At 59.7% G+C, this 14,989-nt stretch carries 5 protein-coding genes, 5 tRNA genes and 1 riboswitch; of the genes, 1 reads left to right on the top strand and 9 read right to left on the bottom strand.

From position 1 onward, the window contains the following. Positions 1-55: 55 nt before the first annotated feature. The gene (locus tag ACB042_RS09590; protein WP_371178302.1) at positions 56-3,085 is read right to left on the bottom strand and encodes a glycosyl hydrolase family 18 protein; all 3,030 of its coding nucleotides are present in this window, start codon (positions 3,083-3,085) and stop codon (positions 56-58) included. Positions 3,086-3,200: 115 nt separating this feature from the next. Continuing rightward, a riboswitch (cyclic di-GMP riboswitch) is annotated at positions 3,201-3,283 on the bottom strand. A gap of 293 nt (positions 3,284-3,576) precedes the next feature. On the opposite strand from ACB042_RS09590, the gene ACB042_RS09585 reads away from it, so the two are divergent. Next, positions 3,577-5,760 carry an ExeM/NucH family extracellular endonuclease gene (locus ACB042_RS09585; RefSeq protein ID WP_371178301.1) on the top strand — a complete coding sequence of 728 codons (2,184 nt, stop codon included), beginning with the start codon at positions 3,577-3,579 and terminating at the stop codon, positions 5,758-5,760. 171 nt (positions 5,761-5,931) lie between these two features. Here ACB042_RS09585 and ACB042_RS09580 read toward each other — a convergent pair. The 8 genes from ACB042_RS09580 to ACB042_RS09545 form a co-directional block, all read right to left on the bottom strand. After that, positions 5,932-6,007 (bottom strand) — tRNA-Ala (locus tag ACB042_RS09580). A gap of 34 nt (positions 6,008-6,041) precedes the next feature. Beyond that, positions 6,042-6,117 (bottom strand) — tRNA-Ala (locus ACB042_RS09575). A gap of 48 nt (positions 6,118-6,165) precedes the next feature. Continuing rightward, a tRNA-Ala gene (locus ACB042_RS09570) sits at positions 6,166-6,241 on the bottom strand. 63 nt (positions 6,242-6,304) lie between these two features. Then, positions 6,305-6,380, bottom strand: a tRNA-Ala gene (locus tag ACB042_RS09565). Between the two features lie 28 nt (positions 6,381-6,408). Then, a tRNA-Ala gene (locus tag ACB042_RS09560) sits at positions 6,409-6,484 on the bottom strand. Between the two features lie 788 nt (positions 6,485-7,272). Further along, a complete protein-coding gene (locus tag ACB042_RS09555; protein ID WP_371178363.1) occupies positions 7,273-9,153 on the bottom strand; it encodes a glycoside hydrolase family 19 protein in 1,881 nt (626 codons plus the stop codon). A gap of 114 nt (positions 9,154-9,267) precedes the next feature. Beyond that, entirely contained in the window at positions 9,268-12,249 is a 2,982-nt protein-coding gene (locus ACB042_RS09550; protein WP_371178300.1) for a M66 family metalloprotease, read from the bottom strand. A gap of 73 nt (positions 12,250-12,322) precedes the next feature. After that, complete coding sequence (locus ACB042_RS09545; RefSeq protein WP_371178299.1) at positions 12,323-14,935, bottom strand: glycosyl hydrolase family 18 protein; 2,613 nt, start codon at positions 14,933-14,935, stop codon at positions 12,323-12,325. Positions 14,936-14,989 lie beyond the last annotated feature (54 nt).

Here is a 14,989-nt window from a genome sequence, read left to right as displayed (position 1 = left end):
CCAACCAGACAAAAAAAGTGAGGCCGAAGCCTCACTTATCTCATTGATTTTAAAATCAATAGCTACAGACAGACTTCCAGCTGCCATCGGTTGCCTTGGGCTCGCTGCTGGTCCACCAGTTTGCTTGCCACACCACCTTGTTATGGGTGATGCGATCGCCGCCATTGGCATGATCCCCCTGTGGCCAGCTCGGATAGGCCTTGTAGGCCGCCGGATTGACGTTCTGGCTGCTGCAGCTGGTACCCGGATTCTCGCCACCACCCGAGCCCAGCACGGCCTCCGGCAAGGTCGGGAACTCGGCCTTGAGACCAATGGTCTGGCTGCCGCTGATGATGCGCATACCGCTTGGCACGCCAGCGGCGGGCAGGTAGTAGGTCATGGCGACTTCAATCTCGGCCCCTGGCGCCAGAGTCTGCCAGCCCGGCAGGTTCATGGCGACCTTGTGGAAATCCTTCTCATTGGCAATACCTTCCGAGTTGTCGTTGCCACCGCTCTCCACCACCTTCAGGCCCATGCCACTCTGATCCGTGATGGTGTCAGAGGTGGAGGTGGGCACCAAAAACTCGATGCGCACGCCGCCCGGAATAGTCTGGGTCGACTTGTTGACCAGCTTGAGTTTCGGGTTGATCGGATAGTTGGAGTCCCCTTCCTTGAAGCCGGAGAGGCTGACCTGGATGTCGAGCTGGGCGCTCGGCGCGGCCAGATCGTTTTGCTTGGTGTTGTACGGAGTTGCCTTGGCAAACTTCTCATAAGCCAGGGTGGTCAGGGTACTGCCCATGCCGTACTCGTTCTTGGCCGGATCGAAGGAGTAATCACCCGCCATCTCCCAGAACATCACGCCACCCAGACCGCGCTTGATGATGTAGTCGAGCTTGTGGCCCATGGACTCTTCATCTTCGGTTGAGAGGAACACCTTCTTCTCTTCATTCCACAGCCAGGGCGCGTGAGCCTTGTCATCGTAGTAACGCACATACTTGCCCTGCATCACGTGAGCCGGATTGTTGGGATCCAGACCCCAGGCAGTGCCATAACTTGGCAATGTGGTGATGCCGAGGCTGGCCGCATGCTCCAGGTTCTTGGCATGCCACATGGGCACGGCGCCACCGCCGATCTCTTTGCCATTCTTGTCCAGATCATGCCAGATGTTGTCGATGCCGACCGCCCCGTTGCCGCACGGAATGGTGCTGCCACCTGTGCCCGGCTGACAATCACTTTGACTCGGCAGGGCTGCCTTACCACCCAACCCGTGACTGCCACCGCTCACCCCCTGCCAACCGCGGGTGTAATAGGGCACGCCAACGTTGAGCTTGCCAGCCGCCAGCGCACCGCGGAAATAGTGGGCAGACCAGGCCGCGTTGAGGTAACCGATACCGCCAAACTGGGTCTGGGTATAGACGCCCCAATGGGAGAGCTCGGGGTCGGCATTGTTGTCGAACAGGGCCGCGTTGTGACCGACAAAGTGGTTCCAGGCACCGTGGAAGTCATAGGTCATCAGGTTGACGTAGTCGAGGTACTGGGTGACCTGGAAGTTCTCCATCCCGCGCAGCAGATAGGCCGAGGCCGGTGAGGCGATGGTCAGCATATACTTGCGACCATCTTCGTTACCGGCGTTGTCGAGCCGCGCCCGCAAGGTCTTCATCAGCACCTCGTAGTTGGCAAACAGCTTGGCCCGGCACTGGTTGGAGAGCGGGAAGTCGTTGGGGTTGCCCGCATCCTTCATCGAGGTGGGGTATTCGTAGTCGATATCGACCCCGTCAAAACCGTACTGGCGGATAAAACTCACCGCCGAGTCAGCCAGGGTATTGATACCGGCAACATTGACCGAGCAGTCACCCTTGGTAGTGGCGGTGTAGAAGCCGCGGGTATCGGCCCAGCCGCCGACCGAGATCAGGGTCTTCACGTCCGGATACTGCTTCTTGTACTTCGACAGCAGGTTGAAGTGGCCCTTGTAGGCGAATTCAGGATCCATCTCGGCACCCGGCACGCCATCCCAGGTCATCTTGGTGGCTGCATCGTCCACCTTGATGGTGTGGCTCTGCTCATCCACCGCCGCGAAGGCGTAGTTGATGTGGGTGATCTTGTTCCATGGAATATCGCTCACCAGATAGGCGGGCAGGCCGTTCTTGCCGGTGCGCCAGGAGGTGAAGTAGCCGATGACCCGGCGGGCATGGTCATCCCCCATGCACTCGTAGCCATCCGGGCGATAGATCTGGCGAATGTCACAAGAGAGGTTGCCACCGGTGGGCGGCAGCGCGGCCTCCTCGACATTGACGGTCACCGCCGCCGACTCGCCGCTCAGATTGGTCTTGTCAGTGGCCACCAGCTTGAGGGCGGCACTGCCTTTGACATCCGGCGTCCAGTTCACCTGCCAGGGGGCAGTGGTATCTTCGCCCACCTTCTTGCCGTCGACATAGAGCTCGACTTTGGCCACATCGTTGTTGGCATCGGTGACATTGCCGCTCACCGCCACACTGCGACCCAGCGTCACCTTGGCGCCGCTGGCCGGGCTGCTGATGCTCGCCTTGGGCGCCTCCGGCGCCACCACGGCGGCGACGTTGAAGCTCGAATCCGCCTCGCTCAGTACCTTGCCATCTTTATCCAGCGCGCGAGCCTTGAGGGTATGGCCTCCCACTCCGGCGGCGCTCCAGCTGGCACTCCAGGGCGAGGCGCTGGCCGTGGCCACCAGCTTGCCGTCGACAAGGTATTCCACTTTAACCAGCGCCGTCACCGGGCCGCTCAAGGTCACCGCCAGCGCCACACTGCTACCTTCGTTGAAGCTGGCACCAGCAGCTGGCGAGCTGACGGCTACGCCGAGTGCAGGAGGAGGCACCTCGCCACCATAGGGCTTCCAGGCATCTGCCCAGACCACCCCCACCCCCGGCTCATAGTGATAGGGGGATGCCCCGCACCAGCCTGAATAGGGGAATTCTTTGCACTCGTAGAGGGCACCGACGTTGCTGACGATATCGCCAGCCTTGTAGGCAGTTCCGGATTTATAGGCGGGATAAGCGGCCTGAGCCCACGCGGGCGCGGCCGCAAGGGCGACCAGCATGGCAAGCCTGCTGGGTCTGAAGAGCTGTTGCATATTGTTATCTTCCTTGTTTTGTCTTGGCTTGGTCACCAAGGCAAAGAACAATCGCAACCTGCATGATGGGCGCAGACAACTGGCAATGGACCTGCCACAAAAACCACCCCTCACCCAGGGAAACCCCGCTATCTGGATCCACGATCGAGACCGGAAGCATTGCGCCCCGGCATCACTGCCGGTTTGCCCTTTACCTGGGTTCCGTGAGGAACGAACCCAGTATAGGAAGGCGACAAGATCCCCTCAATCTTTATTCTCAAAGAGAATTATCCCCCGCCACGAAAGCGTCATGATCACAGGGTTAAAATTGATTGAATTATCAAAAAAATCATATCGTTACTGGGATCATAAAAACGCTTTCCCACACCTTCCCAGATTCATTTAATGTGCGTTGGCTCACTGGTATGACATGCCAGAAATGTGACAATGCGCGCCCTTGGTCAACGAGCCAAGGCTATGGAATCACTGGCAAAAATAAAAAAGGAACACCTATGAAAGGTACTCGTACCCTGCTGTCGCTAGCCGTGGGGCTGGCACTTGCATCCTCAGGCGCCCATGCGGCATTTGTCTGCCCGTCCGATCCGGCTCAACTCACTCCCATCCCGACCATTCAGGGCACAGGCTCCGCCAGCGCGCTGGCCACCCAGACCGTGACCGACAAGAACGGTAACGTGACCGGCAAAATCAGCACGGGCACCTTCAACGTTCGCGGTATCGTGACGACGCTGGGCCAAAGCCTGACCAAGGGTTTCTATCTGACCGACCCGGTGGGCGATGGCAATCCGGCCACCTCTGATGGCATCTTTGTCTATCTGAACGACAAGGACTTCGCGACCAAATATAAAGACATCAAACCGGGGGCTGAACTCTGCCTCGAAGCCAAGGTCGAGGAGTATTACGGCGGCACTCAGCTCAAGCCCACCTTCGAATCCAGCAAAGCCCGCCTGCAAGTCACCGCACAAGGGCTGAATGTGCCGACCAGCGTACTACAGGTCAATGAAGAGGAGACGCTGGCGCAAGCGCTCAATCGCCACGAAGGGATGCGGGTACGTCTCGACAGCAGCAGTGACCTGCACCTGACCCGCAACTACGGCTTCGACTACAAGGTCTATCGCAACAACGTAGAGTTGGCCCACAAAACCCCGCTGATCAAACCGACCCAACTTCATGTTGCCAACAGTGCGGACGCTGTCGCACTGGCCACCAAAAATGGCAGCAACCGTCTGGTAGTTGAGTCTGATTACAAAGCACCAGATGGCGTACTGCCCTGGTTCCCGAGCTGGGATGCCGATCAGGGATATCTGCGCATTGGTGATCAGCTAAATGGATTGGAGGGGGTGATCGTCTATAACAAGGATGCCTTCCGTCTGGTGGTACCGAGCGATATCACCCTGACTGCCGGTGCCCTGCTGCGCAGCCCTGAAGAGGATCGTCAAGACGCGCCGGCTCGCCTCGCTGGCAGCGATCTGCGGATCGGCAGCTTCAACGTGCTCAACTACTTCACCAGCCACTCCAGCATCGGCGGCGCACTCAATATCCTGTGCAAGGATCAGGCGGATGCCGACAACGCCAAAGGTTGCAACCGGGGTGCCAAGAGCCAGCCTGAGTTCGAGAAGCAGCGCACCAAGATCGTCAATGCCATTACCGCAATGGATGCCGATCTGCTCGGCCTGATGGAGATGGAGAACAACGGCTTCGAGGATAACTCGGCCCTCCACAATCTGGTGACCCGCCTCAACGAGCAGCAGAAGGATGCGAGCAAACACTACGCCTATGTGCGTCTGCCGGTCACTGCCCTTACCGATGGCAAGTTCTTCGGCGGAGACGCCATCATGGTGGCGATGATCTACCGTCCTGCCCTGCTCACCCCCAGCGGAGATGCCAGCGTCATCAAGCTGCCTGAGCAGCGCTACACCACTGGTGGTGTGGCCAAGACAGCCGGTCAGCGCGATTCTCTGGTTCAGACCTTCACCCTCGCCAAGAGCAAGGAACCGCTGACGCTGGTGGTCAACCACCTCAAATCCAAAGGGTCAGGCTGCTACGAAAATGGCGATGGCAAGACAGAACCGGCCGATCTGCAGGGCAAGTGCACCGAGTTCCGGGTCTCTGCCGCCAAGGTGCTGGGTGAGGCGGTCAGCAAACTGCCGGGCCAGGTGCTGCTGGTTGGCGACTTCAACTCCTACGCCAAGGAAGATCCGATCCGGGTGCTGACCGACTACAACCCGGCCACCAGCGAGCGGAAGATCGTATCGGCCTCTCACACCTTTATCGGTGAGCAGTCCTATGAACAGCTCGGTCGCGAAGTGACTCGCAGCTACGGCCTGATCGATCTCAACGTCAAATTCAACAAGGAGAAAGCCATCTCCTACAGCTACGACGGGGAGCTGGGCACCCTGGACTACGCCCTCGCCAACCCGGCGCTGGCCAGCAAGGTGGCAGGTGTCGCCGACTGGCACATCAACTCCTTCGAGAGCTCCCTGTTCGAATACGGCAGCCAGTACACCGGCTCCCTGCTCAAGTCTGACAACCCCTTCAGTGCCTCCGACCATGATCCCATCATCGTCGACCTGAGACTGGAGAGCGATGCCACCAAACCGGACACCTCCTCAGGCGGTGGTGCACTGGGACTCGGCCTGCTGGCCCTGTTACCACTGGCCTGGCGACGTCGCCGTTAACCACAGGCGAATTTGAATAGTGCAAGCAAAGCCCGCGACTCTCGCGGGCTTTTTCATTCAGGTCATTGGATTTACAAATGAAAGGGGCGGACGTATGGAGAAAATAAATGATGGAGAAAACAAAAAGGCCACCGCGATGCGGTGGCCTTTTTGTTTCTTGTAACAAGAATTTGGTGGAGCTACGCGGGATCGAACCGCGGACCTCTTGCATGCCATGCAAGCGCTCTCCCAGCTGAGCTATAACCCCGATTTTTGTGAATGACCGGCAGTCACTCTGAATTTGGTGGAGCTACGCGGGATCGAACCGCGGACCTCTTGCATGCCATGCAAGCGCTCTCCCAGCTGAGCTATAACCCCAAATTCGGTACTGAATAAATGGTTCTGGCGGCCATTCATCCTAAATAGTGGTGGAGCTACGCGGGATCGAACCGCGGACCTCTTGCATGCCATGCAAGCGCTCTCCCAGCTGAGCTATAACCCCACAAAGGTCGGCTTGGGTGATACACACCACACTGCCCTGGGTATTCAATCACAATCAAGAATCTGGTGGAGCTACGCGGGATCGAACCGCGGACCTCTTGCATGCCATGCAAGCGCTCTCCCAGCTGAGCTATAACCCCTTTGATTCCAGATTGTTCGAGGAGAATTTGGTGGAGCTACGCGGGATCGAACCGCGGACCTCTTGCATGCCATGCAAGCGCTCTCCCAGCTGAGCTATAACCCCAACTCACCTCGGCGCTGACGAAGTTATCTCCGGCAACGGAGGCGCATGATAGGCATCACCCGCTTTGCTGTCAACCCTAAAATAACCGCGACTGATTCGTTTAGTCAAAATTGCAGCAGTTCGCTGTTTTTACCAGCAAGACGCGTGCTATCTCTCTGTTTTATGTCATAAATCGGCTCAAGCCCCTATAAAGGAGAGGCCGTGCAGCAAGCCTCTTTCCCCGTGCAACGCCCCCGCTCTCAGGCATCTTTTGCAGGCTGATCGTCAGCTTCTCCCCCGTCACCTCGGGAAAGCCTTTCCATAAAGGGCATTGCATTTGAAAACCCTTTCCATGATTTTTGTAAATTTACAACACCGAAAGTTGATCTGGCTCACAAATGACCATAGGATCAAACCGTGACCCAGGTCACACACCATAACCATAAATGACAGAGCGATGAGGTAAACCATGTTTGAGAATCTGGCAGTCCTGTTCCACCTGCGCGGTGCAACCACCAAGAACGGCTTTGTAGAGAAAGATGCCTATGCCCCCTCCACCCGTGAATACTACTTCCGCTACGGCAAGTAATTGCTGAAAGCCTTTCACGGAAAATGTAATAAAAAAACAACACACATCATCACACAGCCCTTTCGAGGCGCTGTCCTGTCCGGGCCAGATGTTCCACGGCCAAACCTGAACTCCACCAAACAAGAATGGGGCCCGCAGGCCCCATCTTTTATTGCTCCAGACTGTGATTACACCAGATAGTGCGCTGGCTTGTCGGCAAACCTTGTAACCCTGAAACGGCTCAGAGCTTGATCCATGCATCGGCCCAGGCCGTCCCCTTGCCCGGCTCATAGGCCCAGGCGGCACCGGCACACCAGCCGGTGTAGGGATGCGGTTTGCACTCGTAGCTGGCACCGCTATTGCTGACCCGCTCGCCCGCCTTGTAGGGAGTCCCCTCTTTATAGGCTGGATAGTCAGGCGGCGTTACGCCCCCCTCCTCCCCTTTCACCAGCAGGCTATGGGTAGTGCTGCGGCTCAGATTACCTTCATCTGTGACCGTCAGTTTGATATCCAGTTTGGTATCGCTGGCCGGCGTGGGCAGAGTCAACTCCAGCGTCACCTGATCCAGCGCAGGCGCAGAAGCTCCAGCCGGGATAGTCCAGGCATAGGAGAGCGGCTTGCCTTCCGGATCGCTGGAGTGCTGGCCGGAGAGAGTCACCTTGCTGCCACCTTCGGCCTGCGCCGGGCCAGTGATATTGGCCACTGGTGGCAGGTTGGTGCCACCGCCGTTATCCTCGATCACCACCTCCGGATAGAAGTGCTGAACACAGCGGCTGTAATCCCCTGCCTTGAAGGCGCTGAAGCGGGTCTGGTAGCCCACCAGCTTGCAAGCGTAACTCTTGCCGCCGTTGGGGTTCTCTGCCACATAGATCCAGTCCTGCTCCCAATAGATGGGCAAGGCACCGGCGCCATTGTCGTCAAACACCTTCATGTTCTTGCAACCCAGCACCTCGTCAGATGGCACCGCCACCCCGAGGTAGTTGGCAAACTCGCGGTAGTAGTTGATGCGATTCTGGGACTGGGCGTGCTCGACCGGACCGCCGCACTCCACCCCGCCGTTGATGATCTGGGTAGTGACCCCGAAGCCCGGCACCAGACCGTTCTGCTTGTCATGGTCATTCGGCTGCCAGGTGCCATCGATGACATGGAGCATGGAAGGCTTGGGCGGCTGCGGATAGGTATAGAAGAACACCGCGCTGGCGAGGTTCAGCCAGGTGTCGGCCACCAGATCGGGGCGGTCGAGCAGGGTGCGTACCGTGCCGAACATTGCCTCGGAGAAGGGGCCGTAGTTGTAGTTGTAGGAGAGCTGCTTGGCACCGCGGCCAAAGTAGCTCTTGAACTCGCCATTGTCGAACGTACCGCACGGCCACTGCTGACCCTGCCACACATCGGGACGGCACTCGGCGTTGTAACCGCCGCGCATGGTCTCATTCCATCCCATCTCGCGCACGTAGACCAGCGCCTGACGCCACTCGGCTTCCGGGCGCCAGTTTTCATGGCCGCCGGTCTCCTGAGCGAAGTGAGCGAACATGGTCGCCAGAGTCTTGCGGCAGATGGCGTCAGCATCGCGGCCGTCGCTGTAGTCGCTGCACAGGGCCGGGAACTTGGCCGCCGCCTGCAACAGGCCACGATAGGTGTACTCGGGGGCGCGCAGCGGGAAGAGGTAGTTGAACTGGCTCTCGCTCAGCAGGCTTTCGACCCGCTTGACGTTGCCAGGGTTGTCGGCACGGCCCGGCAGCACCGCCTCGACCACCAGATTGTCCCGGGTAGCGATGGAGGCCTTGACCGCTTCCATCGCCGGGAAGTCGGTCAGCGCCTTCTCTTTGGCATCCAACTCGGCCTGGCTCATATAGACGGGGGTAGTGCTGCCATCCGGTGGAGTTGGCGTCGGCGGATTGGGCTTGTCATCGCCGCCGGTGTCCGGCGGGGTCACTTCCCCTTCGCCGACAAGCTTCCACGGGGTATCCCACTCATTGGCGGCCGCCATGCCCGGAGTCTGACCCGGGTTGACCCACCACTTGGCCTCGAAAACCTGGCCGTTGTAATTGACCTGGCTGCCGCCCGGGTAGGATTTGTTGATGTCGTATGCCTCGGCCGCCCACAGGTGGCCGCTCAGCATCATGCCGGCAAGCAGAAGGGTGATGCGGTTTTTTTCATTATTGTTGCTCTCTATGGTTTTGTGGCAAAAGGCGGAGCCTGCCTGAACAGGCTCCGCCATCTTCATCATGGACTCAACCTAGGGGCAGCTTGCCGCCCCGACATCCAGCCAGACATCGTGTTTGCCCGGCTCGTTGCCTTGAGTCCACCACTTGGCCTTCCACTGACGGCCGTTGTGGTTGGTCAGCTCACCGCCGTTGTAGGCAACGGTCGCGCTCCAGCCCAGCTCAACCTGACTCGCCAGCGCCCACTGATCGGCGACGCGGCCCGGTTCATTGCCCTGAGTCCAATACTTGGCACGCCATACCAGCTGGTTGTGGCTCACCTTGTCGCCGCCGTTATAGACCTTGCTGGCCTGCCATACGGGAACATTGGCCGCTTCCGGATCTGTGGTGTTGCAAGAGCCGTCGACCACGGGCTCCAGCGTCAGCACGACGCGCCCTTCGCTTTGATGTATCCCATCCGAGACGCTCACACTCAGCTCATGCTGCTCGCTGGTGGTGACTGCCGGCGGCAGCAGACGCAGGTTGGCACTGGCCTCGCCTTCCGCCTGCCAGCCCGCCGGGAAGTGCCAGCGGTAGCTGAGTGCATCCCCCTCGGGATCGCTCGCCTCGGCAGTGATGGTCAGCCACTCACCGCCGATGCCGCCGAGCTGCGCCGGTACGGTCACCACCGGAGGCTGGTTCTCAACCACGCCCTGCTCCAGCGGCCGCCCGTTGACGGTAAAGGAGAGAGTCTGCTGCGGTGGCAGCAAGCTCTGCTGTACCAGTGTCTGACCACGGCACTGGATGGTGGCGCGGCCGGGCTCGCTGGCGGTGGGCAGGTTGATGTGGAACTTGTTCATGACGCTACTGGCCGCTCTGTGATTGGCCAGCCTGAAGCGCTGCAGACCATCGCGGGTCTCCACCTGCAACTGGCAGTCATTGCCGGACAGGGTGCTGCTGTCATCCGGGTAGGTGAAGCCATAGGCGCCGTGCAGTGCCGGATAGATGTAGCTGCGCAGGGCTCCTTGCGGATCGTAATAGCCCACCAAAGTGGTCACCGGCACGCCGAACTGCTCGGGCTTGCGCGCAACCTTGGTATCGATGGGGGAGACCTCCACCCAGCTCTGGCCATCCGAGGTGAAGCTCTTCTTGAAGCCCCGGTTCACCACAATTTCCTTGCCGTTGATAAAGAGGCGACTGTTGTAACCGGCCCCGTGATCGATGGTCAGACTGCGTCCCCGATTGTCCGCAGAGGCAATCGGTACCCGGATATCACGGGTCCAGCGACCATCCCACATGGCGACCCTGACCAAGTCGTAATCCGCCAGCAGGGCACTCAGTCCTGCCTCGCTCAGGGCATCCATGGGGGCATCGACCTTCTCGATCCCCTCGATTGTGTGCTGATAGGGCTCCATCCTGGCCGTCGCACTGTTCCACTTGCTAAAGCCGGTGGCCGAGTTGGCATCGAACACCGCCTTGCTCTCGAGGAAGCGCTGAATGATGGCGGCGGAATTGGGGGTATAGAGGGTGAAACGGTTGGCACCGGAGAGGGGGCGGCCGCCCGCCATCGCATCGTGGCCAAACTTGCGGCCATCGAACGGTGGCTGGCACTGGTCATCCAGACAGGCATCCTCATTGGTGCGGGTCGGCGAGAAGTTGGGGATGAAACGGTGTTTGTCACTGTCCCAGCCCCAGCTGGAGTTGAGCTGATCGGCACTGCGATGAACCGAGCCGCGGAAACCATCCACATAGTGGCCAAGGCCGAAGTTATGGCCCACTTCGTGGCTGAACTCGTTGCCCAGCGAATCATCCAGCGTGACGATGCCACCGCCACCGGAACCTCCGTGCACCTGAACTCCATTGGCATACTTGCCGCGACTGTTGTGCGCCGTAAGCTGGGCCGCAACAAAGGGATGGCTTCCCTCCCCTTCACCGGCACTGCTGTTGATGCCGTAGTTGGCATTGTCGATACCGTGGGAGATAAGCTCCTTGCCGATGCGCTGACGCATGGTGCCGCCATGCCAGCCCCCTTCGCTCGGGTCAAAATCAGTCAGCAATGTGCCGTTGGGCAGCATCACCTCAGGCAGGGAGAGCGGTGCATACTGACTGACAATCATCCGGCTGGCCGGAATGGTCTGGAAGTATTCGCGATGGGCTTCCTTGTCATTGGCAAAGGCAAAGCGATCCCGTGGTGTAGTGAGCATGCCGATGTCGATAGTGTGCAACAGCAGCTCGCCGGGGGCGCCGACCTTGATGTCACGCAGTTCACCACTGAGATTGCCCTGACGAACGGAGAGGTTCAGTCCGGGCTGGATCCACTCGGCAGGCAGCTCGCCGCTCCAGGTATCCGCTGCATAGGTGATGCGGTTGTTCTCCAGCTCCCCCTCGCGGAACCACTGCCCATTGGCAAACTTGAACTGCAGGGTCTGGCCACGGGAGACGGTCACCTGTCGCTCACCATAAAAGGCCGTCGAGTTATAACCGGCACTGGAGCGGATCCGCACCATCTTGCCCTCCAGCTCCGGGCTCACGGGCAGGTAGATATCCCGAACCCAGCGGCCGTCGGCAGTCTGGATCTCCACCAGCGCGCGACCAGTCAGCCGATCCTTGAGGAAGGCGCCGCTCTTGTCGTTCAGTTTGGCCAAATCAGCACTGTTGCTGATGATGGCAGTGGTACCGCTCTCAGGGACGAAGCTCACTCCGCCTTCGGGAGCCCCCGCGAGGTGATAGACAGTCTCGGGCAGCGCCGATGGCGGTGACAAGGTCAGGGAGCCCAGCAGCGTGCCGCTGCCGTCACGGGCCTCCACTGTCATCGGGGTCACCCCGTCGGCCTGGAGCGGTTGCACCAGCAGCAGACTCTTGCGCAGGCTGGTCAGGATGGGTTGGCGATCCCCCTCTTTGGGATGGGACGGCAGGATCTGGCTCTGGGCAAACTGCACTCTGGCAGCCAGGCTGCCCGCAAGATCGCTTTGCGGGGTCGTGTCATTGAATATCAGGGGCGAGGTGGCGGCAGACAGGGGGCCAGCCGCCAGGGTTGCCATGATGAGGGCTGCAATTCGGGTCACATTTGTGGTCATTGTCGGGTTCTCGTTCATATTGCTATCGGGAATGAGGGGCATGTCGCCATGCCCCGTCATCGGTGAGGAGGCCTCAGTTACAGCTTGCTGCCCCGATATCCAGCCAGACATCGTGCTTGCCCGGCTCATTGCCTTGAGTCCACCACTTGGCCTTCCACTGACGGCCGTTGTGGTTGGTGAGATCCCCGCCGTTGTAGGCAACGGCTGCGTTCCAACCCAGCTCAACCTGACTCACCAGCGCCCACTGATCGGCGGCTCGGCTCGGCTCATTACCCTGAGTCCAGTACTTGGCCTGCCATACCAGCTGGTTATGGCTCACCTTGTCACCACCGTTATAGACCTTGCTGGCCTGCCATGCGGGAACGTTGGCCGCTTCCGGATCTGTGGTGCTGCAAGAGCCCCCCTCACCACCTTCGTTGATTGGCGTGACGGTGAGACGGGTGGCCGCGTTGGCATCGAGTGCGCCATCGGAGACGGTCACAAAGAGGTCATAACCGGTTTCGACATCCACCGCCGGGCCGGTGACCACCAGGGTGGCGCTGTTCTGGCCGGTCGCCGTGATACCGGCAGGCACTTGCCATTGATAGATCAGCTCGTCGTCGTTGGGGTCGGATGCCTTGGCAGTGATGGTCACCTGCTTGCCCTCTTCCACCTTGACGCTGGCGGGCAGAGTGACCACAGGAGGCAGGTTGGGCTGTGGCGCCTTGTTGGTCACCACCACCTCATCCCTGGCGGTCAGTTGATGGTCATCGGTCACCGTCAGCTCGAACACCAGATTGATGTCGGTTGCCACGGCATCCAGTACAACCCGGGCCTTGGCCTGAGTCGCATCATGCAGGGTGGCTTGCGGGCCGGAGACTTGCCTCCAGCTATAGGTGAGAGCGCCATTTTCCGGATCGTGTGACGCAGAGCCGTTCAGCGTCACCTCGGTCGGGCCGGTGACACTCAGATCGCTGCCCGCGTTGGCCACTGGCGGCTTGTTGGCTGGCGGGGTAACCCCTTCACCGTGACCGAGTCCTTCGTGCATGGCGTTGAGGATGTCGCCATTGTCGGCATCGATCTCCCAGGAGAAGAGCCCGCCCAGCTTGTTGGCCAGCACGTATTGGCCTTTCGCCTTGACCGAGCGCTCGTCGTCATAGGTGATCAGCTCGCCGGTGGAGGGCTTGAACAGGGTGGCCGCTTCGGCAGTCTCGTCGTAGTTGTACTCCCAGCCTGCGCCCATATGGCTGTTGACGATGTGGCGATAATCCAGCACGCCATCTTCCCAGGTGCCCTTGATCTTGCCGGTGGCGGTGCCGGTAAAGGGATCGTTGCCCTGATATCCGCTCACCCCTTTCCAGCCGCGACCGTAGGCGGCGGCACCGATCACCAGCTTTTCCGAGTCGACCCCTTGCGCCAGCAGTTGCTGTACCGCTGCATCAGTGTTGTAGCGCTTGTTGGCCGAGCCGTTGGTGGCCTGATAGAGGTTGGCCTGATGACCCAGGGAGGTATTGCTCCAGGCACCGTTGTAGTCGTAGCTCATCACGAAGAGGTGGTCCATGTACTGCTGGGCAGCCTTGTAATCCACATCCTCAATCTTGTCGTAACCGGCCCCGATGGCGGAGGTGAGCTGATAGGTGCGACCGGTCTCGGCCTCCAGCTCGTCGAGCATGGCGCGCAGATCCTTCATGATCAGCACATAGGTTTCCCCATCTTTGGTCTTGTCCCCCAGATTGGGGTTGGCACCATCGCCGCCCGGGAACTCATAGTCGATGTCGACACCGTCGAAGAACTTCCAGGTCTGCAGGAACTCTTTGACCGAGGCGACGAACACGTCACGCTTGGCCTTGTCATGCATGAAGAAGAAGGGGTCGGAAAGGGTCCAGCCACCGACGGAGGGGAGGATCTTCAGGTCCGGATAAGCCTGCTTGAGAGCCATCAGATTGCCGAAGTTGCCCTTGTAGGGCTCATCCCAGGCGACCAGTGACCCCTGCCCTTTTTGCAGCGCAGCCCAAGGATCGTGAATGGCGACCTGGAAATCCTTGCGCCCGGCACAGGCACGTTGCAGCGCCTGGAAGCTGCCGGCAATCTCTTTGAGGCTGTCGTTGAGGCCATCACCGCCACAGATCGGGGTGAAGCCATAGAGGATATGGGTCAGGTTCTGGGCCGGCAGCTTGTCCACGGTGAAGTTGCGATCATAGACCCCCCACTCCACATAGTAGGTACCGACCACCTTGCCGGACTTGTTGACATAGGGTTTGTTATTCTCCTGCAGGGCAGGCTTGAGCGGCGCAAGGTGGCTGCCATCGGTATCGGCGACCACGATCTCCTTGGCATCAGACAGGGTGCAGCCATCGCCGTTGCATAGCGCGACCTGCATCTGATAGCGGCCCCCCTTGTGCACCTTGAAGGTGGCGGTGCCCGCGGCGGAAGAGGGACCGGACCACACCTCCTTGCCATCCAGCAGCACCTTGGCAGTCTGGCCGATATCGCCGTTCCAGAGATTCCAGGTGACGGTCACATCGGCGCCATCCTTCACCTTGACCAGCTCGTTATAAGCGGTCGCGGACTGGCTGACTTCGACGATGGCAAACTTGGTGGGGCCCCAACCGATAGCGGGTTTGCCGGGAGCTGCCGCATAAGCGGCGGAGGAGGCGAGCAGGGTGCCGACCATCATGGCCAGCAGTGCAGGTTTTGGACTTAGCATATTGCTTTCCTTTTCGTTTCGTTATGGGAAAAACGAAAGGGCAACGCAACACGA

This window comes from Aeromonas sp. S13(2024) (assembly GCF_041402405.1).
Lineage (GTDB): Bacteria > Pseudomonadota > Gammaproteobacteria > Enterobacterales > Aeromonadaceae > Aeromonas > Aeromonas veronii.
The sequence above is the reverse complement of the archived record's forward strand: the minus strand, read 5'-3'. Positions and strand labels throughout refer to the sequence as shown.